Source organism: Nocardioides sp. 1609 (assembly GCF_004522105.1).
In the GTDB taxonomy this organism is placed as follows: Bacteria; Actinomycetota; Actinomycetes; order Propionibacteriales; family Nocardioidaceae; genus Nocardioides.
Map to the genome: position 1 here is coordinate 231,776 of NZ_SPUJ01000003.1, position 23,263 is coordinate 255,038.

Annotated in this window: 21 protein-coding genes; 17 read left to right on the forward strand and 4 right to left on the reverse strand. The window is 73.5% G+C overall.

Translation table 11 applies throughout. The features are described from left to right. The first annotated feature begins 31 nt into the window (after window positions 1-31). Window positions 32-2,089: an APC family permease gene (locus E4623_RS07375; protein ID WP_167736518.1), complete on the forward strand. Its 2,058-nt coding sequence runs from the start codon at window positions 32-34 to the stop codon at window positions 2,087-2,089. After that, window positions 2,086-3,210, forward strand: a complete 1,125-nt coding sequence (locus E4623_RS07380; protein ID WP_134765879.1) for a TRAM domain-containing protein — start codon at window positions 2,086-2,088, stop codon at window positions 3,208-3,210. The genes E4623_RS07375 and E4623_RS07380 overlap by 4 nt, the downstream gene beginning before the upstream one ends. A 69-nt stretch (window positions 3,211-3,279) precedes the next feature. Here the strand turns inward: E4623_RS07380 and E4623_RS07385 are convergent, their stop codons facing one another. Continuing rightward, window positions 3,280-3,852 carry a dihydrofolate reductase family protein gene (locus tag E4623_RS07385; RefSeq protein ID WP_134765880.1) on the reverse strand — a complete coding sequence of 191 codons (573 nt, stop codon included), beginning with the start codon at window positions 3,850-3,852 and terminating at the stop codon, window positions 3,280-3,282. A 149-nt stretch (window positions 3,853-4,001) separates the two neighbouring features. On the opposite strand from E4623_RS07385, the gene E4623_RS07390 reads away from it, so the two are divergent. From E4623_RS07390 to E4623_RS07405, 4 genes are all read left to right on the forward strand, one after another. Continuing rightward, window positions 4,002-4,799: a VWA domain-containing protein gene (locus tag E4623_RS07390; protein WP_167736519.1), complete on the forward strand. Its 798-nt coding sequence runs from the start codon at window positions 4,002-4,004 to the stop codon at window positions 4,797-4,799. Between the two features lie 233 nt (window positions 4,800-5,032). Next, the gene (acnA, locus tag E4623_RS07395; RefSeq protein ID WP_134765882.1) at window positions 5,033-7,705 is read left to right on the forward strand and encodes an aconitate hydratase AcnA; all 2,673 of its coding nucleotides are present in this window, start codon (window positions 5,033-5,035) and stop codon (window positions 7,703-7,705) included. A 146-nt stretch (window positions 7,706-7,851) separates the two neighbouring features. Continuing rightward, window positions 7,852-9,141, forward strand: coding sequence for a hypothetical protein (locus E4623_RS07400; protein WP_134765883.1), 1,290 nt, complete (start codon window positions 7,852-7,854; stop codon window positions 9,139-9,141). Then, window positions 9,125-9,643 carry a SigE family RNA polymerase sigma factor gene (locus E4623_RS07405; RefSeq protein WP_134765884.1) on the forward strand — a complete coding sequence of 173 codons (519 nt, stop codon included), beginning with the start codon at window positions 9,125-9,127 and terminating at the stop codon, window positions 9,641-9,643. Before E4623_RS07400 ends, E4623_RS07405 begins: the two co-directional genes overlap by 17 nt. On the opposite strand, the gene E4623_RS07410 is transcribed toward E4623_RS07405, so the two are convergent. Next, the gene (locus E4623_RS07410; protein ID WP_134765885.1) at window positions 9,640-9,954 is read right to left on the reverse strand and encodes an MmcQ/YjbR family DNA-binding protein; all 315 of its coding nucleotides are present in this window, start codon (window positions 9,952-9,954) and stop codon (window positions 9,640-9,642) included. The genes E4623_RS07405 and E4623_RS07410 overlap by 4 nt on opposite strands. Before the next feature lie 109 nt (window positions 9,955-10,063). Here E4623_RS07410 and E4623_RS07415 point away from each other — a divergent pair, with 109 nt between their 5' ends. The 5 genes from E4623_RS07415 to E4623_RS07435 all read left to right on the forward strand — a co-directional run bounded on the left by E4623_RS07415 (window position 10,064) and on the right by E4623_RS07435 (window position 14,254). Further along, window positions 10,064-10,771, forward strand: coding sequence for a hypothetical protein (locus E4623_RS07415; RefSeq protein WP_134765886.1), 708 nt, complete (start codon window positions 10,064-10,066; stop codon window positions 10,769-10,771). A gap of 76 nt (window positions 10,772-10,847) precedes the next feature. Beyond that, window positions 10,848-11,156 (forward strand): thiamine-binding protein, encoded by a 309-nt coding sequence (locus tag E4623_RS07420; RefSeq protein ID WP_134765887.1) that lies wholly within the window; start codon window positions 10,848-10,850, stop codon window positions 11,154-11,156. Continuing rightward, complete coding sequence (locus tag E4623_RS07425; protein ID WP_134765888.1) at window positions 11,149-11,562, forward strand: YjbQ family protein; 414 nt, start codon at window positions 11,149-11,151, stop codon at window positions 11,560-11,562. Before E4623_RS07420 ends, E4623_RS07425 begins: the two co-directional genes overlap by 8 nt. A gap of 34 nt (window positions 11,563-11,596) precedes the next feature. After that, window positions 11,597-11,968, forward strand: coding sequence for a hypothetical protein (locus E4623_RS07430; protein ID WP_134765889.1), 372 nt, complete (start codon window positions 11,597-11,599; stop codon window positions 11,966-11,968). 81 nt (window positions 11,969-12,049) lie between these two features. Next, window positions 12,050-14,254, forward strand: coding sequence for a DUF3376 domain-containing protein (locus E4623_RS07435; RefSeq protein WP_167736520.1), 2,205 nt, complete (start codon window positions 12,050-12,052; stop codon window positions 14,252-14,254). A 232-nt stretch (window positions 14,255-14,486) separates the two neighbouring features. Here E4623_RS07435 and E4623_RS07440 read toward each other — a convergent pair whose 3' ends face one another. Further along, the gene (locus tag E4623_RS07440; RefSeq protein WP_134765891.1) at window positions 14,487-15,530 is read right to left on the reverse strand and encodes a glycosyl hydrolase family 18 protein; all 1,044 of its coding nucleotides are present in this window, start codon (window positions 15,528-15,530) and stop codon (window positions 14,487-14,489) included. A gap of 40 nt (window positions 15,531-15,570) precedes the next feature. On the opposite strand from E4623_RS07440, the gene E4623_RS07445 reads away from it, so the two are divergent. From E4623_RS07445 to E4623_RS07470, 6 genes are all read left to right on the forward strand, one after another. Next, window positions 15,571-15,990 (forward strand): NUDIX domain-containing protein, encoded by a 420-nt coding sequence (locus E4623_RS07445; RefSeq protein ID WP_134765892.1) that lies wholly within the window; start codon window positions 15,571-15,573, stop codon window positions 15,988-15,990. After that, complete coding sequence (locus E4623_RS07450) at window positions 15,987-16,940, forward strand: SMP-30/gluconolactonase/LRE family protein (RefSeq protein ID WP_134765893.1); 954 nt, start codon at window positions 15,987-15,989, stop codon at window positions 16,938-16,940. The genes E4623_RS07445 and E4623_RS07450 overlap by 4 nt, the downstream gene beginning before the upstream one ends. Window positions 16,941-17,029: 89 nt before the next feature. Beyond that, window positions 17,030-18,955, forward strand: coding sequence for a 1-deoxy-D-xylulose-5-phosphate synthase (gene dxs, locus E4623_RS07455; RefSeq protein WP_134765894.1), 1,926 nt, complete (start codon window positions 17,030-17,032; stop codon window positions 18,953-18,955). Continuing rightward, window positions 18,936-20,414 carry a hypothetical protein gene (locus tag E4623_RS07460; RefSeq protein ID WP_134765895.1) on the forward strand — a complete coding sequence of 493 codons (1,479 nt, stop codon included), beginning with the start codon at window positions 18,936-18,938 and terminating at the stop codon, window positions 20,412-20,414. Before dxs ends, E4623_RS07460 begins: the two co-directional genes overlap by 20 nt. A 10-nt stretch (window positions 20,415-20,424) precedes the next feature. Further along, on the forward strand, window positions 20,425-21,354 hold the full coding sequence (locus tag E4623_RS07465) for a PAC2 family protein (RefSeq protein ID WP_167736521.1): 930 nt from the start codon (window positions 20,425-20,427) through the stop codon (window positions 21,352-21,354). Further along, entirely contained in the window at window positions 21,351-22,229 is an 879-nt protein-coding gene (locus E4623_RS07470; protein ID WP_134765896.1) for an acyl-CoA thioesterase II, read from the forward strand. Before E4623_RS07465 ends, E4623_RS07470 begins: the two co-directional genes overlap by 4 nt. Window positions 22,230-22,376: 147 nt before the next feature. On the opposite strand, the gene E4623_RS07475 is transcribed toward E4623_RS07470, so the two are convergent. Then, a complete protein-coding gene (locus E4623_RS07475; RefSeq protein WP_134765897.1) occupies window positions 22,377-23,261 on the reverse strand; it encodes a MaoC/PaaZ C-terminal domain-containing protein in 885 nt (294 codons plus the stop codon). Window positions 23,262-23,263 lie beyond the last annotated feature (2 nt).

Below are 23,263 nucleotides of genomic sequence, written 5' to 3' on the forward strand. Positions count from 1 at the left end.
GAAAGGACCGCGCACCAGTACTGTGCGGCTCGTGGGTGTCGGTGACGTCTCCAAGCGGATTCTGCTGGGGCGCAAGCTCAGGAGCGCACAGCTGGGGGAGACGCTCCTCCCCAAGCGCATCGCCCTCCCCGTCTTCGCCAGCGACGCGCTGTCGTCGGTGGCCTACGCGCCCGACGAGGTCTTCATCATGCTGTCGCTCGCCGGCGCCTCGGCCTACGTCTGGTCGTGGAAGGTCGCGATCGCGGTCGCGGTCGTGATGGCGGCCGTGATCGCGTCGTACCGCCAGACCGTGCACGCCTACCCGAGCGGCGGCGGCGACTACGAGGTCGCGACCGTGAACCTCGGCAAGACGGCGGGCACGACCGTCGCGAGCGCCCTGCTCGTCGACTACGTGCTGACGGTCGCGGTGTCGATCTCGGCCGCGGCGCAGTACGCCGGCGCCGCCATCCCGGTGCTGCACAACCACGAGGCGACGTTCGCGTCGGTGATGGTGGTCCTGCTGACCGCGGTGAACCTGCGCGGCATCCGGGAGTCGGGCACCTTCTTCGCCGTCCCGACCTACGCCTACATGGTCGCGGTCCTCGGCATGTGCGCCTTCGGCTTCCTGCGGCTGGCCCAGGGCACGCTGCCCGACGTCGAGAGCGCGGATCTCGGCATCACGCCCGACCCGAGCTTCGACGGCTCCCTGACGACGTTCGGGCTGCTGTTCCTGCTGGCGCGGGCGTTCTCGTCGGGCTGTGCGGCACTGACGGGCGTCGAGGCGATCTCGAACGGCGTCCCGGCGTTCAAGCGGCCGAAGAGCCGCAACGCCGCCACGACGCTGCTGCTGCTCGGGCTGATCGCGATCACGATGATGGTCAGCGTCATCGTGCTGGCCAAGCAGATGGGCCTGCGGTTCGTCGACCCGGCCCAGCTCGACCGGCTCACCTACCCCGACGGCACCCCGGTCGGCGACGACTACGAGCAGAACGCCGTCATCGCCCAGATCGCCAAGGCCGTCTTCAACGACTTCCCGCCGGGCTTCTACGCCGTCGTCATCGTCACCGGGATCATCCTGGTGCTCGCCGCGAACACGGCGTTCAACGGCTTCCCGGTGCTCGGCTCGATCCTCGCCAAGGACGGCCTGGCCCCCCGGGCCCTGGGCTCGCGCGGCGACCGGCTGGCCTACTCCAACGGCATCGTGTTCCTGGCGATCATGGCGATCATCCTGATCGTCGTCTTCAACGCCGAGACGACCCGGCTGATCCAGCTCTACATCGTCGGCGTCTTCGTCTCCTTCAACCTGAGCCAGCTCGGCATGATCCGGCACTGGACCCGCCACCTGACGACGGAGCGCGACCCGGCCGCCCGGCGTCGGATGCAGCGCTCGCGGGTCATCAACACGGTCGGGCTGTCGTTCACCGCGGTCGTGCTGGTGGTCGTGCTGCTCACCAAGTTCCTGGAGGGCGCCTGGATCACCATCCTCGCGATGGTGTTCTTCTACGCCCTCATGCGCGCGATCCGCGGCCACTACGACAAGGTGACGCTCGAGCTCGAGGCCGACGAGAGCGACAACCTGCTGCCCACCCGGGTGCACGCGATCGTGCTCGTCTCCAAGCTGCACAAGCCGACCCTGCGGGCGCTGGCGTTCGCGAAGGCGTCCCGCCCGAACGTCCTCGAGGCCGTGTACGTCGCCACCGACCCGGCCGAGACCAACCTGCTCGTCGAGAACTGGGAGCGCCGCAACCTCGGTGTCCCGCTGAAGCTGCTGCACTCGCCGTACCGCGAGCTGGTGAACCCGATCGTGGCCTACGCGACCGAGATCCGCCGGGCCAACCCGCGCGGCGTCGTCGCGGTCTACATCCCCGAGTACGTCGTGGGCCGCTGGTGGGAGCAGCTCCTCCACAACCAGACCGCCCTGCGGCTCAAGGGCCGGCTGCTCTTCACCCCCGGCGTGATGGTGACCTCGGTGCCCTACCAGCTGCGGTCCTCCCAGCTCGCCGTCGAGCGCGGGGAGCGCGACCAGCAGCGGGTCCGCGCCGGCGACCTGCGGCGCGGCCAGGCCGACGACCGGTCCGACCCGCGGTCCTCCGGGCAGATCAACCGGTGAGCCCGGCCCCCCGCCGTCCGGGCGGCGCCCGCAGGGCGAGGCCGCGCAAGGCCCGCGGCGAGTCCCGGGTCGGCGAGCGCTTCGAGGTCGAGGTCGGCCCGGTCGGGCACGGCGGCTTCTGCGTCGCCCGGCACGAGGGCCGCGCGGTGTTCGTGCGGCACGCGCTGCCCGGGGAGCGGGTCGTGGTCGCCGTCACCGAGGGCACCGACGGCGACCGGTTCTGGCGTGCGGACGCCGTCGAGGTGCTGACGCCGTCGGAGCACCGGGTGCCGCCGCCGTGCCCGTACGCCGGCCCCGACGCCTGTGGCGGCTGCGACTTCCAGCACGTCGAGGTCGCCCACCAGCGTGACCTCAAGGCGACCGTCGTCGCCGAGCAGCTGCGCCGGCTCGCGGGCCTGGACGTCGAGGTGACGGTCGAGCCGGTCGCCGGCGACCTCGGCGGCCTCGGGTGGCGGACCCGCCAGCGCTACGTCTCGTTGCCGGACGGCGGCCGGGCGATGCGCAAGCACCGCTCGCACGACCTGGTCGCCGTCGACCAGTGCCTGCTGGAGTCGCCCGACCCCGCGACCCACGTCGTGCACGGCGTCCCGTTCGCCGTCGCCGACGGCGGGTTCTGGCAGGTGCACCCCGGCGCGCCCGAGACCCTCGTGGACGCCGTCCTCGACGTGCTCGCGCCGCAGCCGGGGGAGTCGGCGCTCGACCTGTACGCCGGCGTCGGGCTCTTCAGCCGCTTCCTGGCCGACCGCGTCGGTGCCACGGGCCGGGTGGCGATGGTCGAGGGCGACGTCACCGCCTCGGCCCTCTCGCTCGACAACGTCCCCGGCGCCGAGGCGACGGCCGGAGACGTCGCCCGCGTGCTGGGCGACGGTCACCCCGGCGCCTGGGACGTCGTCGTCCTCGACCCGCCGCGCGAGGGCGCGAAGCGGGCCGTCGTCGAGCAGGTCGTCGCGCGCACGCCGCGCGCGGTCGCCTACGTCGCCTGCGACCCCGCGGCCCTGGCCCGCGACGTCGCGATCTTCGCCGAGCACGGCTACCGGCTCGCGTCGCTGCGCGCCTTCGACCTCTTCCCGATGACCCACCACGTCGAGTGCGTGGCGCTCCTGCTGCCCGGGGGCGACTGACCGCCGGCGCGCGGCGCTCGTCGCGTGGGGCCGTTCCTGGTCGCGCAGTGGGGCACCTCGGCGGTGCGGTCAGCGACCGACGGCGTACACCAGCTTCTGGACGCCGTTCGCGTAGGTCTCGCTCTCGAGGACCCGCAGCGCCTGCATGTCCTTGTCGGTGTCGCTGAAGTAGCGCTTGCCGGCTCCGAGCAGGACGGGGAAGACGAGCAGGTGGAAACGGTCCACGAGGCCGGCGTCGGTGAGGTTGCGGACCAGGGTCGCGCTGCCGTGCACCGAGATCGGGCCGCCCTCGGTCTCCTTGAGTGCCGCGACGTCGTCGAGGGTGCGCAGGATCGTCGCGGGCCAGCGCGGCTCCAGGGCCGACTCGTCGAGGGTCGACGAGACGACGTACTTCGGCATCTCGTTGTAGCGGGGGAAGACGTCGCCCATGTCGGGCCAGACCGGGGCGAACGCCTGGTAGCTCACCCGGCCGAGGAGCAGGGCGGTCGCCTCCTCCTGCTCGCGGCCCTTGATCTCGAAGGCGGCGTCGTCGTGGTGGACGGCCTTGAAGGTCCAGCCGGCGCTGCGGTGGCCGGGCTCCCCGCCGGGAGCCTCGACGACGCCGTCGAGGGACATGAAGGCGGTGGCGACGAGGGTGCGCATGGTGGTGTCTCCTGGGTCGGGATCCGGTGTGGACATCCTCTCCACGAACGGGGCCGGCGCGACACGACAGCCCCCGTCGGGTTTGAGGTCACCAGTCGCCCCGCAGGATGGGAGGGTCCGCACCACCCGCCACGAAAGGGTCCCCTCGCATGCCCATCTCCCTCGACAAGGTCGAGTCCACCGCTCCCGGTCTGGTCAGCCTCGCCAAGACCGCGAAGATCAGCCTCGAGAAGCGCAACCTGTTCGGTACCCGCGCCAAGGTCGCCCTCGTCATGGACTACAGCGGCTCGATGTCGCGGGAGTACAGCTCCGGCCGGGTCCAGAACCTGACCGAGCGGATCCTGGCCCTCGCCACCCAGCTCGACGACGACGGCGCCATCGACTTCTTCGTCTTCGACTCGACCGCCGCCCACCTCGGCGAGGTCCCGCTCGACAACTACACCGGCGCCGTCAACCGGCTCACCGAGGGCCGCCGGATGGGCACCACCGACTACGCCGGTGCCTTCCGCACGGTGCGCGACCACTTCGGGTTCGCGCCGCCGAAGCTCGTGCAGCAGGCCGGCGGGGAGAAGAAGGGGCTGTTCGGTCGCAAGAAGAAGGTCGAGGGCGCGGTCGACGTCGCACTGCCCGACGGCCTGCGCCCGGCGTCCGAGCCGGTCTTCGCGATCTTCCTGACCGACGGCGCCCCGAACTCCAAGCCGCAGGCCGTCCAGGCCCTCATCGAGGTCTCCACGGCCCCGATCTTCTGGAAGTTCCTCTCCATCGGCGCGGAGTCCTTCGACTTCCTGCAGAAGCTCGACGACCTCGAGCAGCGCGTCATCGACAACGCCGACTACAAGCCGATCGGCTCGATCGACGCGCTCTCCGACGAGGCCCTCATCGACGCCCTCCTCGACGAGTACGCCGAGTACGTCACCGAGGCGAAGCGCCTCGGCCTCCTGGCCTGATCGGGGTGCGTCGGCGATAGTCCCGGCCGTTCGGGCCCTGCACAGGCCCGATCCGGGGCCCAAACGGCCGGGACTATCGCGGCGGGCGCTCAGACGTGAAAACTGCCTCGACCTCGTGTATCTTGATATCAAGAGAAACGACAGGGCCGGTTAGGTCCGCCTTACTACCGCCGGGATTCCCGGCGGCGGCAAGATGGGCGGAGGTCACACGAGCACCCACGAGGAGACGGCTGATGCCCAGCAAGGACAGCTTCGGAGCCAAGAGCACCCTCGACGTCGACGGGACGTCGTACGAGATCTTCCGGCTCGACGCGGTGAAGGGTGACGGCCTCGACGTCGACAGCCTCCCGTTCAGCCTCAAGGTGCTGCTGGAGAACCTCCTGCGCACCGAGGACGGCGCCGACATCACCGCCGACGACATCAAGGCGATCGCCGGCTGGGACGCCGACGCGGACCCCAGCAAGGAGATCCAGTTCACGCCGGCGCGCGTGATCATGCAGGACTTCACCGGCGTCCCGTGCGTCGTCGACCTCGCCACCATGCGCGAGGCGATGGCCGACCTCGGCGGCGACCCCACCAAGATCAACCCGCTCGCGCCGGCCGAGATGGTCATCGACCACTCCGTCATCGCCGACGTCTTCGGCTCCGCCGACGCCTTCCAGCGCAACGTCGAGATCGAGTACGAGCGCAACCGCGAGCGCTACCAGTTCCTGCGCTGGGGCCAGGGCGCCTTCGACGACTTCAAGGTCGTCCCCCCCGGCACCGGCATCGTGCACCAGGTCAACATCGAGCACCTGGCCCGCGTGACGATGGTCCGCGAGGTCGACGGTGAGCAGCAGGCCTACCCCGACACCTGCGTCGGCACCGACAGCCACACCACCATGGTCAACGGCATCGGCGTCGTCGGCTGGGGCGTGGGCGGCATCGAGGCCGAGGCCGCGATGCTCGGCCAGCCCGTCTCGATGCTCATCCCGCGCGTCGTCGGGTTCAAGCTCAACGGCGACCTGCCCGAGGGTGCGACCGCCACCGACCTGGTCCTCACGATCACCGAGATGCTGCGCAAGCACGGCGTCGTCGGCAAGTTCGTCGAGTTCTACGGTCCCGGCGTCTCCGCGCTGCCGCTGGCCAACCGCGCCACGATCGGCAACATGAGCCCGGAGTTCGGCTCGACGATCGCGGTCTTCCCGATCGACCAGCAGACCCTCGACTACCTCGAGCTCACCGGTCGCTCGCCCGAGCAGCTCGCGCTCGTCGAGGCCTACTCCAAGGAGCAGGGCCTCTGGCACGACCCGGCCGCCGAGCCGCGCTACTCCGAGAAGCTCGAGCTCGACGTGTCGACCGTCGTCCCCAGCCTCGCCGGGCCCAAGCGGCCCCAGGACCGCGTCGAGGTCAGCGAGGCCGGCCCGAAGTTCAAGACCGCGCTCGCCGACTACACCGACGAGCCCGACCGCACGATCGACTTCGAGATCGACGGCCAGCCGGTCACCATCGGCCACGGCGCGGTCACCATCGCGGCGATCACCTCGTGCACCAACACCTCCAACCCGTCGGTGATGATCGCGGCCGCGCTGCTCGCGAAGAACGCCGTCGACAAGGGCCTGTCCCGCAAGCCGTGGGTCAAGACGACCCTGGCGCCCGGCTCGAAGGTGGTCTCCGACTACTACGACAGGGCCGGACTCACGCCGTACCTCGACAAGCTCGGGTTCAACCTCGTCGGCTACGGCTGCACGACCTGCATCGGCAACTCCGGGCCGCTCATCCCCGAGGTCTCCGCCGCGGTCAACGAGGCCGACCTCGCGGTCACCTCGGTGCTGTCGGGCAACCGCAACTTCGAGGGTCGGATCAACCCCGACATCAAGATGAACTACCTCGCCTCGCCGCCGCTGGTGGTGGCCTACGCGCTGGCCGGCTCGATGGACCTCGACCTGTTCGGCGACGCGCTCGGCCAGGACACCGACGGCAACGACGTGTTCCTCAAGGACATCTGGCCCTCCCCGACCGAGGTCGAGCGGGTCATCGGCGAGGCGATCAGCTCGGAGATGTTCAGCGACAGCTACCAGGACGTCTTCGCCGGCGACGAGACCTGGCAGTCGCTGCCCACCCCCGAGGGCAAGACCTTCGAGTGGGACCCGGAGTCGACCTACGTCCGCAAGCCCCCGTACTTCGACGGCATGCCCGACGAGCCGACCCCGGTCACCGACATCGACGGCGCCCGGGTGCTGCTCAAGCTGGGCGACTCGGTCACCACCGACCACATCAGTCCGGCCGGTGCGATCAAGAAGGACTCGCCCGCGGGCACCTACCTCGCCGAGCACGGCGTCGCACAGCGCGACTTCAACTCCTACGGCTCGCGCCGCGGCAACCACGAGGTGATGATCCGGGGCACGTTCGCCAACATCCGGCTGCGCAACCAGATCGCTCCCGGCACCGAGGGCGGCTTCACCCGCGACTTCACCCGGGCCGACGCCCCGGTCACCTCGATCTACGAGGCGTCCGAGGCGTACGCCGCCGCGGGCACGCCCCTCGTCGTCCTGTGCGGCAAGGAGTACGGCTCGGGCTCGTCGCGCGACTGGGCTGCCAAGGGCACCTCGCTGCTCGGCGTCAAGGCCGTCATCGCCGAGTCCTACGAGCGGATCCACCGCTCCAACCTGATCGGCATGGGCGTCATCCCGCTGCAGTTCCCGGCCGGCCAGAACGCCGAGTCCCTCGGCCTGACCGGTGAGGAGACCTTCTCGATCGCGGGCATCACCGAGCTCAACGAGGGCCGCACGCCGAAGACGGTCAAGGTGACGGCGGGCGAGGTGGAGTTCGACGCCGTCGTCCGGATCGACACCCCCGGCGAGGCGAACTACTACCGCAACGGCGGCATCATGCAGTACGTCCTGCGCAACCTGCGCAAGGCCTGACCGCCGGCTCCGCCGGCTCTCTCCGCCGCCCCGACACCCCGTGGTGCCGGGGCGGTGGTGCGTCCGGATGAGAAAGTTCTCCCCGGCACCCCTCCTCCGGCCCTCGTCGTGACGTGGACGGAGGTGAGGACCGAGGAGGGCCACCCATGACGACACCGACGACGCTCGCCGACCGGCTGCGCGACCTGGCCGAGGACGCGCCCTCGCACCTGGACGGTGCGCCGCTCTGGGACGCCGGACGTCGCCACGATCGGCAGCGGCGCGTCCGCGCCCTCGCCGCGGTGGCGGCGGTCGTCGTCGCAGTGCTCGGGGTCGGCGCGACGGTGGCGTGGCCGGGTCGCGACGCGTCGCCCGAGCCCGCAGCGGCCGCGTTCAGCGATCTCCACCTCCCGCGGATGATCCACGCCCCGGACGGCTGGACCGAGGGCACCGACGAGGCCGGACCCCCCGGTGTCCTGGCCGCGGTGTCCATGAGCACCCGCATCGAGCGCGACGGGCTGCTCGGATCTCGGCGCAGCTCGAGCGTGTTCGGCGTGTCGGCGGTGGACGGGTCGACCCGGTTCCTGGACCTCCGCGGAGCGAGCGCCGACATGCTCGGCAACGGCACGGTCGTCCTGTCGCCCGACGGCACGAAGGTCGGCTACGTCCGCTACCGCGGCGAGGAGGTGGTCGGGTGGGCGGTCTACGACACCGTGACCGGCAGCACCCGCTTCCTGGACGACCCCGAGCAGGCGGTGATCCGCGGTACCGACGCCTTCGAGATCATCTTCAGCGGGGACTCCAGGTACCTGTTGACGAACTACTCGCCGTCCGGGTCCGACCGTGCCAAGGACGACGAGCTGGTCGTCTGGGACGTCGAGACGGGGGAGGCGACCAGCGCCGAGTCGCAGGGTCACTACTGGCTCCCGTCACCCGGCTCGGGTCCGTCCGGCGTCGTCTGGTCGCGCGGGCAGCGCGTGCTGCGGTTCGACCCCGAGTCGGGTGAGAGCAGCTCCGAGCGGCTGCCCCACGACGTCGTCCACGCGTCCTACGGCCCGAGCGGCGAGCTGGCCTACGTCGCCTGGGGCGAGCGGTCCCGCGACCCGTGGCGACTGGTCGCCGGTGGCCGCGACGTCGACGTCGGGTTCGAGCCGCGCACGGTGATCGGGTGGCGCGACGCCGGCCACGTCGTCGTCGGGAACCTCCGCGGGCGGGTCGCGGTCGTCGACGTCGAGACCGGGGAGGCGCGCGCCGACCGGCTCCGGACGGACACGCAGACCATGACCCCGGTCTACGCGACCGACCTGTGGGCGAACGACCTCGTGCCCGGGACCCGCCCGCCGCCGGCGGACGACCCGAGGCGCACCACCGTGGTGGCCGGTGTCGCGAGCGCCACGGTCCTCGTGCTGGCCGGTGCCTCCATCCTGTGGAGGAGGCGACGTGTCCCTCCCGCCTGACCGAGCCGGCTTCGAGGAGTTCGTGCGGGCGCGGCAGCACGCCCTGCTGCGCACGGCGTACCTGCTCACCGGCAGCCACGCCGACGCCGAGGACCTCGTGCAGGCCGCGCTGGTCAAGGCGGTGCCGCACTGGCGCAGGATCGCGGACCACCCGGAGCCGTACGTGCGCACGATCCTGGCCCGCGAGAGCGTGTCGCGGTGGCGTCGGCGGCGCTGGCGTGAGGTCGCGGCCGCCGTGCTGCCGGACCGCGGGGTGCCGGACGCGGACGTCGCCGAGCGCGAGGACCTGCGCCGCGCGCTGCTGTCGCTGGCCCCGCGTCAGCGCGCGGTCATCGTGCTGCGCTACCTCGAGGACCTCACCGAGCGCGAGACCGCCGAGACCCTCGGCATCGCCGTCGGCACGGTCAAGTCCCAGGCCCGCGACGGACTCGCCGCCCTGCGCCGGCTGCTGCCGGACCTCGACGCCGACCCGTCGGTCGACCTCCTGACGGGTCGGCCCTAGGCTCCGGAGCGGTCGCGCTGGAGCCGGTAGGCGACGGTCACCGCGTCCCGCACGGCGTCGTCGTCGCCGTGGTCGAGGACGGCCTGCACCTTCTCGTGCCGCTCCATCGACGGCGGCACCCCGAACGTGCCGGGGTGGGCGGCGACCAGCTTCTCGCGGTGCGCCAGGGTGCAGCGGATCGTCACGGTCGTGGGATCCTCGAGCCGGACGACGAGCCGGTCGGCGACGTACCAGGCCGGACGCTCGGCAGTCCCCTTGCGGCGGCAGCGCGGCAGCGACGCGCAGTGCGCGGCGAGCTCGTCCGGCGTCATCCGCCCAGCATCGCCCGCCGGGCCGCGGACGTCGAGGGGTGCAGCGCCGCGGCGCGCCGCGCGGGCCGGTTCCGCCTCGGTGGCGGCCCGACGCGCGACGATGTGGGACGTGAGCCGACTTCCCCTCGTGGCCCTGGTCGCCGTCCTCGCGCTGGGCCTCACGGCCTGTGGCGACGACGAGCCGACCGCCGACCCGACCCCCAGCGACCCGCCGACCGCGGAGACGACCACCCCGTCCGAGACGCCGTCGACGAGCGAGACGCCGTCCCAGACGCCGTCCGAGACACCGAGCGCGACGCCGTCCGAGACCCCCACGTTCACCTCGACGCCCGACCCGACACCCAGCGAGACCGTCGAGCCGTCGCAGACCACCACGCCGCCCCCGGCGCCCGGCCCCGACCCGGTGCCGACGACCTACGCCGACGCGCAGGCCAAGCTCGACGCCGCCGGCCAGGAACCGCGGACGGCGAAGCGGTTCCAGACCTCCTCGGGCATCTACTGCCTCACCCAGTCCCGCTTCGCCGTCGGCTGCGAGCTGCCCTCGGGCGGCATCCCCGACCCCGGCTACTGCGGGACCGACGGGCCGGTCCAGAGCGTGGGCCGGGTGGTCTTCGGCGAGGGCGGCGCGCCGACCGCGGAGTGCAACAGCGACACCATCCGCGAGCCCGGCGCAGCGACGGTCGCGGACGGCTCGGTCGTCGCGTCGCCGTCCGGTGCGGTCCAGTGCCTGCTCGAGGCCTCCGGCGTCACCTGCATCGACACGGTCGCCGGCAGCGGCTTCTTCCTCGGCAGCAGCTACTCCGTCTTCGGCGGCTGACCCCGGCCGGCCCGGGTGCCGGCCGTGGCGGCCCGGCCGCCGGCCGGGTGCCGGCCGGGTCGCTACCGTGGCGGGCATGATCGTGGCCTTCAGCATCAGTCCCAGCTCCGGCGACGCCGACGGGGGAGTGGCCGAGGCCGTCGCGGCCGCCGTGCGCGTCGTCCGCGACTCCGGGCTGCCGCACGAGACGAACGCGATGTTCACCAACATCGAGGGCGAGTGGGACGAGGTGATGGCGGTCGTCAAGCGGGCCGTCGACGTCGTCGCCGAGGTCTCGCCGCGGGTCGGGCTGGTGCTCAAGGCCGACATCCGCGCCGGCCGGTCCGGCGAGATGACGGCGAAGCTCGAGCGCCTGGAGACGGCGCTGGAGCGCGGCGATGCGTAGCGAGGTCCGCACCTACCGCACCGGCGGGGCGGAGCGGGTGCTCGACCTGACCGCCGACGCCGAGGCGTTCCTGGCGGACGTCGCCAGCGCCGACGACGGGCTCCTCCAGGTGTTCGTGCCCCACGCCACCGCCGGGATCGCCGTCATCGAGACCGGCGCCGGCAGCGACGACGACCTGCTGGCCGCGCTCGGCGACCTGCTGCCGGCCGACGACCGCTGGCGGCACCGGCACGGCAGTCCGGGCCACGGCCGCTCCCACGTGATGCCGGCGATCGTGCCGCCGCACGCCACGATCCCGGTCCTCGGCGGCAGCCTCGCCCTCGGGACGTGGCAGAGCATCTGCCTGGTCGACCTCAACGTCGACAATGACGTCCGCGAGGTGCGGTTCTCCTTCCTGGCGGGCTAGTCGCTCGAACAGGTGTTCGAGTAGCGTGGGGGGCATGCCCCACCCGTACGCGCCGCCCGGCTGGCCGAGCGCGGTCCGACCACCCGACGCCGAGCGCTGGGAGGGCACCGCGGAGTCGTGGCTCCTCGACGTCTGCCCGCCCGAGTACCGCACCTACCCGACCCTGCGGCGCCACGTCCTCGTGCTCGCCCGGTTCGCGGTGCTGCACGTCGAGGCGATGCAGGCCGCCTGCCGACGCGGCCTGAGCGAGGCGCGTGCCGAGCTGCGCGACGTCGCGAGCCCCGACGTCGTCGACGCCGCCGTCGACACCTGGCTCACCGAGGACGCCCGCCTCTCCGCCGTGCGCCGCGAGGTCGGGCTGGTCGAGGACGCCCTGCGCGGCACCCGGCACCGACCCCGGTTGTGACTCGCCGGTGACCCGTTCCCGAGGTGGCGGTGGCCCGAACGGGTCATGCGGTCGCCTGCGTGGGGGGTGTCGTCTGGGGACATGGCCACCGAGACCCGCTTCGCGCTCGTCCTGAACGGCGGCGTCAGCCTGGCCGTGTGGATGGGCGGCGTCGTCCACGAGCTCGACCGGCTCCGCCTGGCGTCGGTCGGTGCCGACCCTGCGGAGCCGGGCGAGCAGGCCGTCCACGACGCCTGGCGCACGATCCTCGAGCGCACCGACCGGCGCGTGGTGGTCGACGCCGTCGCCGGCACCAGCGCCGGAGGCATCAACGGCACCCTGCTCGCGACGGCGGTCGCCCGCGGCGCCGAGCTGCCGCACATGAAGGCCGTGTGGGGCGACCTCGCCGCGCTGCAGCGCGGCGCGCTGCTGCGCGACGACAACGAGGCCGCGCCGTCGGTGCTCGACGGTGACTTCTTCGCCCGCTCGGTCGCCGACGTCGTCGCCGGCATCCGCCCGCACCCGGGCGTCGAGCCGGCCGAGTGCACGCTGCTGGTCACCGCGACGGCGCTGCGACCGCAGCCCCGCCGCTACGACCTCGAGCACGGGCTCGCCGCCTGGGCGGTCGACAGCCGCCGGGTCTACCGCTTCCGCCGGCGCCACGGAGCCGACGGCGTCCTCGAGGACGACGACTTCCACCCCGATGACACCGTGGTCGCCCGGGCGGGGCGGGCCTCGGCGGGGTTCCCGGTCGCCTTCGCGCCGGTGTGGGAGAGCGCCGCCCTGCGCGAGCGTCGCCGCGACCGGCGCGACGACGACCCGCAGACGTGGCTGATCGACGGCGGCGTCCTCGACAACGCCCCGTTCGAGCCACTCCTCGACGAGCTCCGCGACCGATCCGTGGCGGCGCCGTTCGAGCGCGTCGTCCTCTACGTCACCCCGAGCACCGCCGCCGCCGGACAGCCCTGGACGAGCGGCGACCCGCCCGACGTGGCCCGGGTCATGGGCGCGGTGATCGGTGCCGTCCGCGAGCCCGACCAGCGCGCCGACATGGAGACCCTGGGGGAGTCCTTCGCCCGGGCGTCGTTCACCAGGTCGGGCCCGCACCACGTGCTGGCCGACCTGCTGTCGCCGTCGTCGGTGCCCGTGCTCGACCCGGTCGCGGGGCGCGCCGCCGCCGCGGCGTTGTTCCCGGCCTACCGCGCGCGCCGTCTCGAGGAGGCCGAGCGGTGGCTGCTCGCGCTCGGGCGGCCCGCCCAGCTGGTGCCCCCGGCGCCGCTCGAGCTCGCCGCGGAGGCCTGGCCCGTCGTCCCCGACGGGCCGGCGTTCGACCCGACCGCCTGGGCCTGGGGGTTGCCGGCCGCGGCGCGGATCCTGCGCTGGTGGGGACGCGCGCTCGTCCTCGCCGCGGCCGCCGACGCCACCCGCACCCAGGCCTTCGGCGCGGTCGACCGGGCGCAGCGGCGGGTCCGCACGCTGCGCCGGGCCGAGGAGTCGGCGCTGCTCGCCGCCGTCACCGCGACGTCGTCCCCGTCGGCCCGGTTCGCCGCGCTCACCGCCGTGCACGACGACCTGGGGGCCCGCGGGGAGGTCGCGGTGCTGCTCGCCGACGTCGTCGAGGCGATCGTCGCCACCTGGCCCGGCGCGCCGAGCGCGGCCGACCTGGCCCAGCACTCGCTCGACCTGGAGGTGGTGTCGGCGGCGCTCTCGTCGGAGTCGGGTGACCGACCGACGTTCCGCTACCGCCAGGTCACCCCGGCCGCGCCGCCCCTGGTGCCGGTCGAGGCCAGCGGCTACGGCGACTGGCCGGCCAGGAAGCTCCACGGCGAGCGGTGGAACCACTTCGGCGCGTTCGGCTCGCGCGAGGGTCGCGCCCACGACTGGCTGTGGGGCCGGCTCGACGGCGCCAGCGCGCTCTGCGAGTACCTCGTCGGTCGCGACTTCGCCGACGACCCGGCGTGCCAGGCGCTCGCGGCCGCCATCCTCGCCGCCGACGGCACGACCCCGGAGCGGCTCGAGGCGAGCGCGCTACGGGCCTACCACCAGCAGCCGGGGCAGATGCTGCGCGACATGGTGGCCGAGGACGACTCGCTCGACCTGCTGATCGACACCGTCCCGGAGGTGCTCGGCGAGATCCGGGGGGCCGGCCCGACCCTGGAGTGGGTGCTCTCGCGCCGGATCGACGACCTCGACGTCCCGCCGAACGCCGGCCTCGCCGAGCGTCTCAAGCTCCGCCTCGCCCGCGTCGTCACCACCCCCGTCCGCCTCTACCTCGACCGGGTCGTCGACCGGGCCGCCGACGACTGACGACGGGTCCGCGCGGCTGGCGTGCGGGGGCTGGCCGATCCGGTGCAATTGCCGCGATTGGCTCAGGTCTGGCTGCAGGAACTGACCAATTCGATGCAATTGCACCGAGTGAGCGGTCTCAGCGGTTGCGCGGGGTGAGAGCCGGCCAGACCAGTGCAATTGCCGCCGATTGGCCAGCTGGGGGCTGCGAGAACCGACCAATTCGATGCAATTGCACCGATGCGGGCAACTCTCAGCGGGGGAGCGGGTCGGCCGAGCCGAGGCGCCAGACGGCGAGCCCGCGGAGGTCGAGCTCCTCGGCGAGGTCGACCCGGCGGTCGTAGGAGCGGGCGTCGGACCACCAGAGCACCGTGCCGCTGGGGAGGCGGGCCGACCACTCGCCCGACCGGGCATGCCAGACCGGGTCGATGCCGGCGCGCTCGACCAGCAGCCGGGCCCGGGCGGGCGTCACCGTGTGGCCGGTGCGGCCCGGCGCCGCCGGCCAGGTGTAGCCGTAGCCGGCGACCCCGAGGTCGACCTTGCCGGCCGGGACCCGGCGCAGGACGGTCTCGACGGCGTCCCGCTGCCAGCGCAGGTCGCCGACCGGGCCGGGGCCCGACCACGTCGGCCCGTGCTGGTCGTAGGCCATCAGCTGGACGGCGTCCACGGCGCGTCCGAGCCGGGCCAGGGCGTAGCCGCGGTCGCGGTAGGAGGGCAGCGACGTCGAGGCGCTGATGTCGATGGTGACGGTCCGCTCCGCGGGCATCGCGTCCTGGAGGGCCTCGACCAGGTCGACCAGCCCGTCCGCGTCGCCACGCCGGACCAGCTCGAGGTCGACGTTGACGCCGTCCCAGCGACCGTCGGCGACGTGGGCCGCGAGCTGCCGCGCCACCCGCCGCACCGACCGGGGGTCGGAGAGGAGCCGGTGCGCGGCTCGCGGGTCGAAGTCCTCGAGCCGGTTGCTGTAGTTCGACAGCAGCAGCTCGGTGCGCAGCCCGTGCCGCCGCGCCACCCGCCCCACGCGCAGGACGTCGGCGGGCGGGCGCAGCGCCCGCCGGCCGTCGGCGGACAGGGGGGCGGCCGCGACGGTGACCGTCGTGAGCGCGTCGGCGTCGCGCGCGACCACCCGGGCGGCCAGGCTGCCGAGCGCGTACCCGGTGACCTCCGGCTCCTCGGCGCGGGCGGACGCGGGCGCGACCGGCAGGGCGAGCACGAGGGCGAGCACGAGGGCGAGCACGAGGGCGAGCACGAGGGCGAGCGCCCCACGGGCCAGGGCGGTGGGTCGGCGACCGGTCATGGCTCCAGGGTGGCACCAGCGGTGCCACTAGGTTGACGGGGTGCACCGCTTCGCCTCCGCCACCCTCGTCGACCGGCGGGGCCGGCTGCTGGTGCAGGAGCGCGACGAGCACCCGCGGATCGATCCCGAGCGCTGGGGCTTCCCCGGCGGTGGCGTCGAGGAGGGCGAGAGCTTCGAGCAGGCCGCATACCGCGAGCTGGCCGAGGAGACCGGCGTCGTCCTCGACGGCGGGCTGACGCTGTGGGGTGAACGCACCTTCTTCAGCGAGCCGTGCGGCGGGGACGACACGTTCCGCCTGTACGTCGGTCGCACCGAGCTGACCGAGGTCGAGTGCCACGAGGGCCGCCAGATGGTCTTCCTCGAGCCCGACCTGCTCCGCACCCTGCCGCTCACGACCTCGTGCGCGCTCGTCCTGGACGAGCTGCTCGCCTCCGACCTCTACCGAGAGCTGCTCCCATGACGACCGGCACGAACCGCACCCTCACCGTCCACCCCGTCCCCGGCCCGGGCGCCGAGGACGTCGTCGTGGGGCGCTCGGGCGCCGACGAGGGCGCCGTCTTCACCGGCACCGAGGACGGCTCGGTGTTCCGTGTGAGTCCCGACGGCACCAAGGTCGACCGGGTCGCGCAGACCCGGGGACGCCCCCTCGGCCTCGAGATCGACCTCGACGGGCGCCTCCTGGTCTGCGACGCGCACCGGGGACTGCTCCGCGTCGACACCCGCAACGGCGCCGTCGAGGCGGTGACCGGCGAGGTCGACGGGCGGCCGATGCGGTTCTGCAACAACGCCGCGATCGCCGCCGACGGCACGGTCTGGTTCTCCGACTCCTCCACCCGCTTCGGCATCGAGGACTGGAAGGCCGACTTCGTCCAGAACACCCGGACCGGACGGCTCCTGCGCCTCGACACCGACGGCACCGTCACCGTCGTCCTCGACGGGCTCGCCTTCGCCAACGGCGTCGCGTTGTCGCGGGACGAGGACTTCGTCGCCGTGGCGGAGACCGGCGCCCGCACCGTCGTCCGGCGCTGGCTCACCGGCCCGAACGCCGGCATGCGCGACCTCCTGTGCAGCAACCTGCCCGGCTACCCCGACAACATCGCCCGCGGCAGCGACGGCCTGGTCTGGGTCACCATCGCGAGCCCGCGCGACCCGGTCGTCGAGCGCCTGCAGACGGCACCGATGGCGCTGCGCCGGCTCGCCACGAGGCTGCCCGAGCGCCTCCAGCCGGCACCCCGGCGGACCGTGCGGGTCCAGGCCTACGACGACGACGGCCGGCTGGTCCACGACCTCGACATCGACCCGACGACCCAGCGCACGGCGTACCACATGGTCACCGGGGTCCGGGAGCACGACGGCCGGGTCTGGCTCGGCAGCCTCCACGAGCCCGCGATCGCCGTCGTCGACCTCTGAGACGACGACGCGGTCGACGCGGCGACGCGGGCGACGTGGGGGTCCTGCCGATCCCGGGGGAGGGGCTACGAGCAGGTAACCTCGACAGCATGTCCTTGCTGGAGTCCATCACCGGGCCGCGCGACCTGCGGGCCCTCGACGACGACCAGCTGGCGGCGCTGGCCGCCGAGATCCGCGACCTCCTCATCCGCACGGTCGCGACCAACACCGGTCACCTCGGCCCCAACCTCGGCGTGGTGGAGCTGACCCTGGCGATCCACCGGGTCTTCGACTCCCCGCGCGACCGCGTGGTCTTCGACACCGGTCACCAGGCCTACGTGCACAAGCTCGTCACCGGCCGCGCCGCGACGTTCGGCACCCTGCGCCGCGAGGGCGGCATGAGCGGCTACCCGAGCCAGGCGGAGTCCCCGCACGACATCGTCGAGAACTCCCACGCCTCCACCGCCCTGAGCTACGCCGACGGCCTGGCCAAGGCCTACCGGATCCGCGGCGAGGACCGGCACGTCGTCGCCGTGATCGGTGACGGCGCCCTCACCGGCGGCATGGCCTGGGAGGCGCTCAACAACATCTCGATCGCCAAGGACAGCCGGCTGGTCATCGTCGTCAACGACAACGGGCGCTCCTACACCCCGACCATCGGCGGGCTCGCCACGGCGCTCACCTCGCTCCGCACCAACCCGCGCTACGAGAACGTGCTGGACCTGGTCAAGCGGCGCCTCACCGCGGTGCCCGGGGTCGGTCCCGCGGCCTACGACGCGCTGCACGCGATGAAGAAGGGCGTCAAGGACGCGCTGGCGCCCCAGGGCCTCTTCGAGGACCTCGGCCTCAAGTACGTCGGCCCCGTCGACGGTCACGACCGCGCCGCGGTGGAGCAGGTGCTGGCCCAGGCCAAGAAGTTCAACGGGCCGGTGATCGTGCACGCCATCACGCGCAAGGGCTACGGCTACGACCCCGCCGAGCGCCACGAGGCCGACCAGTTCCACGCGCCCGGACCCTTCGACGTGCAGACCGGCGCCGAGAAGCCCAAGGGCCGGATCTGGACCGACCACTTCTCCGACGCGATCGTGGAGGTCGGGCACCGCCGCGAGGACGTCGTCGCGATCACCGCGGCCATGACCCACCCGGTCGGGCTCGACGTCTTCCAGCAGCACTTCCCGGAGCGCACCTTCGACGTCGGCATCGCCGAGCAGCACGCGGCCACGTCCGCGGCGGGCCTGGCGCTCGGCGGGCTGCACCCGGTGTTCGCGGTCTACGCCACCTTCCTCAACCGGGCCTTCGACCAGGTGCTGATGGACGTCGCCCTGCACCGGTGCGGCGTCACGTTCGTCCTCGACCGCTCCGGCGTCACCGGTGACGACGGTGCCAGCCACAACGGCATGTGGGACATGTCGATCCTCCAGGTGGTGCCGGGCCTGCGGCTCGCCGCCCCGCGCGACGTCACCCGGATGCGCGAGCTGCTCGACGAGGCCGTCGACGTCGACGACGCCCCCACCGTGGTCCGCTTCCCCAAGGGTCCGCCGCCGGCCGACATCGAGGCGGTCGGCAGGGCCGGCGGGGCCGACGTGCTGGTGCGCACCGGCGACCAGGACGTCCTGGTCGTCGCGGTCGGCTCGATGGCCGAGGTCGCCGTCGACGTGGCCGACCGCCTGGTGGCCCAGGGCATCGGTGTCACGGTCGTCGACCCGCGCTGGGTCAAACCGGTCGACCCCGCGATCGTCGAGCTCGCCCGCGACCACCGGCTGGTGGTGAGCATCGAGGACAACGGCGAGGTCGGCGGCTGTGGCGCCGTCCTGCTGCAGACCCTCAACGCCGCCGGCGTCCACACGCCCTTCCGCCTCCACGGCATCCCGCAGGAGTTCCTCGACCACGCCAAGCGGGCCGCGATCCTCGAGCGGATCGGCCTCACGCCGCAGGCCCTGGCCCTCGGCATCGTCGAGGCGATGTCGGCGCTCGGCGATCCCGCCGGGGGGACGGGCGGCATCCGGCCCGACGTCGATGCCGACCGCACGCGCTGACGTCCGGTCCCGGGCCGCGGCCGGCGCCCGCACCACTGCCCGCTCGACCGTCCGCTCGGCTGCCCGCACCACCGGTGTCGCGCTGCTGGTCCTGGCGCTCGGCGCCTGCGGTGGGGAGCCCGGCGACACGTCGCCGCCGCCGACCGACCCGGTAGCCGCCCCGACCACCCCGGCCCCGGCCCCGGCCACCACCGCGGCGCCCCCGACGCCGGGTCCCGAGCCGACGAGCGGGCCGCCCCAGGTGGTCCCGGCCGACGTCGCCACCACGCTCCAGGGCGTCCTGGACGCGCGGGCGACCGCGGTCCTGACCGGGGACCGCGAGGGCTTCCGCGCCGGTCTCGCCCAGGACGGCGACCTGCTCGCCTCCGAGGACCGCTACTTCGTCAGCATCACCCAGCTCCCCCTCACCCGGTTCTCCTACCGGCTGGCCCCCGAGAGCCTGGTCCGCACCGGCGACGGCTACTGGGGTGTCGTCGAGGTGACCACCCGGCTCGGCGCGTTCGACCAGCGCGCCGTCCACACGCTCGACCGCGTCCGGTTCGCCCGGGCCGGCACCCGGTTCGTCGTCGACTCGACCACCGACCCCGCGTGGGAGGCCGCCCACCTCGGCCTGCGCGAGCCGTGGGAGACCGGGACGGTCACGGCGGTGCGGGCCGGCGGCGTCCTCGGGGTGCTCGACGACGGCACCGCCGAGCGCGGCCCCGAGCTCGTGGCGGCCGTCGCGGCCGGCGTCGACGACGTCTCCGCCCGGGTCCCCTACGACTGGTCGCGGACCGTCGTCTTCTACGCCCTGTCCGACCCGGCGTTCCTCGCCGGGCTGGACGAGGTCCCCGGCGGCGACCCGCAGGCGCTCGACGCCGTCGCCTTCACCGTGCCCGTGGGCCCGGAGGCGGGCGACGACGCGATCGCCTCGACCCGCTTCGCCCTCAACCGGGGCGCCCTCGACCGGCTCGGCCGTCGCCGGTCGGGCGACCTGGCCCGGCTGGTGCGGCACGAGCTCACCCACGTCGCCGTCGGCGCCCACGACGACGAGGCCCCGGTCTGGCTGAGCGAGGGCGTCGCGGAGTGGTTGTCGGTCCAGGCGATCGCCCCGGAGGACCGCCGGGTGCCGGCCCGCACCCTGGCGGCTGCTCGGGCCGGCGCCCTGCGCCTGCCCGCCGAGGACGCCTTCAACGACGAGGACGCCGCCGAGCACTACGCGCTCGCGTGGTGGATCGTGGAGTGGCTCGTGCAGGCTCGCGGCGAGCAGGGCGTCTGGGACCTCCTCGACGCCTTCACCGACCGTCCCGACGAGGACGACGCCCGGGTGGTGCGCCAGGTCCTGAACCTCCCGCTGGCCGAGGTCGCCCGGCGCGGCGCCGACCTGATGGCCCGCACGTACGCGCCCGCGGTGGCCGAGCCCACCGACGGGGCCCCGCCCACCGGCCCGGCGGAGTCGTCGCCGCCCACCGGCCCCTAGGGTTGACCCCGTGAGCTCCGAGCGTTTGGTCCACATCGTCGACGAGGTCCCCGGCCTCGATGCCGTCAGCGAGGTGACCATGGTCGTCGCCCTCGACGGGTTCCTGGATGCCGGCACCTCGGCCGCGCTGGCCGCGCAGCACCTCGCGGCACTGTCCGACGGCGGCACCGTGGTGGCGACGTTCGACGTCGACCAGTTCCACGACTACCGGGCCCGGCGTCCGGCGGTGTCGTTCGTCCGCGACCACTACGAGCAGTACGACGCGCCGCGGCTCGTCGTCCGGCTGCTGCAGGACGCCGGCGGTACGCCGTACCTGCTGCTCCAGGGTCCGGAGCCCGACAACCGGTGGGAGGCCTTCGCCCGCGCCGTGCTCGAGGTCGTCGACCGCCTGGGGGTGACGCTGGTGGTCAGCATGGGTTCGGTGCCGATGGCGGTGCCGCACACCCGTCCGATCGCGGTGACCCACCACGCCAACAACCCCGACCTCGTCACCTCCGACAACCCCTGGGCCGGAGAGCTGCGGGTGCCCAGCAGCGCGCAGGGTCTGCTCGAGCTGCGGCTGGGGGAGTGGGGCCACGACGCGCTCGGCTTCGTCGCCCACATCCCGCACTACCTCGCCCAGCTGGAGTACCCGCAGGCCGCCGCCGTCCTGCTCGAGCAGGTGGAGCGCGCCGGGCGGCTGACGCTCGACCTGTCGGCGCTGCACGTCGCGGCCAGCGACCGCGAGGCCGAGATCGCCCGCTACCTCTCGGCCAACGAGGAGGTCGGCGAGGTCGTCGCCTCGCTGGAGCGGCAGTACGACTCGTTCGCCCAGGCCGAGGAGCGCGGCGCGAACCTGCTCGCCGACGACCAGCCGCTGCCCACGGGCGACGAGATCGGCCTGCAGTTCGAGCAGTTCCTCGCCGACCTCGAGGACCCCGACCCCAAGGAAGAGCAGTGAGCGACCCCGCCCCGGCGTCCCAGGACCCGGCCCGTGACCTGGTGGCGCTGCTCGACCTCGAGTACCTCGACGTCGACCTGTTCCGCGGCAAGCAGCCCGACACGACCCGCCAGCGGGTCTACGGCGGCCAGGTGGCCGCGCAGTCGCTGATCGCTGCGGCGCGGACCGTCGAGCCCGACCTCCACGTGCACTCGCTGCACTCGTACTTCCTGCTGCCGGGCGACTACTCGGTGCCGATCATCTACGACGTCGAGCGGATCCGCGACGGACGCTCGTTCGTCACCCGCCGGGTGGTCGCGCGCCAGCACGGCCGCGCGATCTACTACCAGACGCTCAGCTTCCAGCGGACCGAGGAGGGACTCGAGCACCAGGACGTGATGCCCCGGGTGAAGCCACCCGAGGAGGGCCTGGACCTCATGGACCTGATGCGCAGGCGCGGCAACGAGGAGTCCGACGCGCTCGGCAAGGAGTGGGCCGCGCTCGACGCCCGGTGGCTCGGCAGCTCGCGGCGCGGTCTCGACCCCGACCCGGACCACCCGTCGCAGTCGCGGATGTGGATCCGGATCCGTGGCGAGATGGGTGACGACCCGCTCGAGCACCTCGCGGCGTTCACCTTCGCCAGCGACGTCTCGCTGCTCGGCGCCTCGCTGGCCGCCCACGACGGCGCCGACCCGACGACGGTGCAGATGGCCTCGCTCGACCACACGGTGTGGTTCCACCGGCCGTTCCGCGTCGACGAGTGGTGGCTCTACGACCAGTGGTCCCCCTCGGCCGGCGGCGCCCGTGGCCTCTCGATCGGTCGCGTCTTCCGCCAGGACGGCGTCCTGGTCGCCACCGTCGCCCAGGAGGGCCTGATCCGCCCCAAGACCCGCTGACCGACCCGGCCCGACCCCGACCTGTCGCGGGCCGTCCCCGACCTGTCGCGGGCTGTCGGTGGGGTGTCGGTGGGATAGTCCCGGCCGTTCGGGCCCCGAGACGGCCGGTTCCGGGGCCCAAACCCCCGGGACTACCGCTCCGGAGGGTCAGGCCGGGCGGGTGCGGCCGATGAGGTGGGTGGTGCCGGTGGGGCTGGTGAGGCTGAACGCCCAGCCCGGTCCGGCGTCGTCGTCCACGCCGTCGGTGCGCTCGGTGCGCTCGAGCCGCTCGGTGCCGAGGACGACGGTGCCGGGGAGCAGGACGGGACGCTTGAAGGCGACGTCGACGCGGACGGCGTCCGGGAGCCGGTTCTCGAGCGCGGCGACGCTCCGGGCCAGGGTCCACATGCCGTGGGCGATCTGGCGCGGGAAGCCGAGCGCCCGGGCGGTCAGCGGGTAGAGGTGGATCGGGTTGCGGTCGCCGGACACCGCGGCGTACCGGCGGCCGAGGTCGGCGGGCAGCCGCCACGGGATCCCGCCGGGTCCGACCGGGGGCAGGACCGTCCCGTACGTCGCCGCAGAGTCGCCGCGGCCACGGCGCAGGTAGGCCGAGACCTCCTCCCACACGAGTTCGTCGCCGGCACGGACCTCGGTGACGAACTCGTGCACGGTGCCCCGCGGGTGTGCGACCGGCACCCCGACCCGCGCCGTGACGGTCACCGACTCGCCGACCGCGACCGGCCGGTGCTGGGTGATCGTGTTCGCCACGTGCACCATGCCGATCACCGGGGACGGGAACGCCCGGTCGCTCATCATCGCCATCTGCATCCCGAAGGCGAGCAGGTGCGGGTAGGGGAGCGGGACGACGTCCTTGGTCGGGAAGCCGCAGACGCGGGCGTACCGCTCGACGTGCGCACGGTCGATCGTGACGGGCGGGGCCGTCCGCGCGAGACCGGTAAAGGTGGACGCCGGGGCCTTGCGGACGCCGGGCAGCCGGTTGACGACCGGGAGCGACGGCAGCGCGGCCCGGAGCAGGACGGGGACGACGCTCATGC

Coding starts and splice junctions, on each gene's coding strand:
- E4623_RS07385 (WP_134765880.1), bottom strand. CDS start 3,852: ATGCGCACCCTCGTCGCCACCGCCTTCATGTCCCTCGACGGCGTCGTC.
- E4623_RS07390 (WP_167736519.1), top strand. CDS start 4,002: ATGCCCATCTCCCTCGACAAGGTCGAGTCCACCGCTCCCGGTCTGGTC.
- acnA (WP_134765882.1), top strand. CDS start 5,033: ATGCCCAGCAAGGACAGCTTCGGAGCCAAGAGCACCCTCGACGTCGAC.
- E4623_RS07400 (WP_134765883.1), top strand. CDS start 7,852: ATGACGACACCGACGACGCTCGCCGACCGGCTGCGCGACCTGGCCGAG.
- E4623_RS07410 (WP_134765885.1), bottom strand. CDS start 9,954: ATGACGCCGGACGAGCTCGCCGCGCACTGCGCGTCGCTGCCGCGCTGC.
- E4623_RS07420 (WP_134765887.1), top strand. CDS start 10,848: ATGATCGTGGCCTTCAGCATCAGTCCCAGCTCCGGCGACGCCGACGGG.
- E4623_RS07425 (WP_134765888.1), top strand. CDS start 11,149: ATGCGTAGCGAGGTCCGCACCTACCGCACCGGCGGGGCGGAGCGGGTG.
- E4623_RS07430 (WP_134765889.1), top strand. CDS start 11,597: ATGCCCCACCCGTACGCGCCGCCCGGCTGGCCGAGCGCGGTCCGACCA.
- E4623_RS07435 (WP_167736520.1), top strand. CDS start 12,050: ATGGCCACCGAGACCCGCTTCGCGCTCGTCCTGAACGGCGGCGTCAGC.
- E4623_RS07440 (WP_134765891.1), bottom strand. CDS start 15,530: ATGACCGGTCGCCGACCCACCGCCCTGGCCCGTGGGGCGCTCGCCCTC.
- E4623_RS07450 (WP_134765893.1), top strand. CDS start 15,987: ATGACGACCGGCACGAACCGCACCCTCACCGTCCACCCCGTCCCCGGC.
- dxs (WP_134765894.1), top strand. CDS start 17,030: ATGTCCTTGCTGGAGTCCATCACCGGGCCGCGCGACCTGCGGGCCCTC.
- E4623_RS07460 (WP_134765895.1), top strand. CDS start 18,936: ATGCCGACCGCACGCGCTGACGTCCGGTCCCGGGCCGCGGCCGGCGCC.
- E4623_RS07475 (WP_134765897.1), bottom strand. CDS start 23,261: ATGAGCGTCGTCCCCGTCCTGCTCCGGGCCGCGCTGCCGTCGCTCCCG.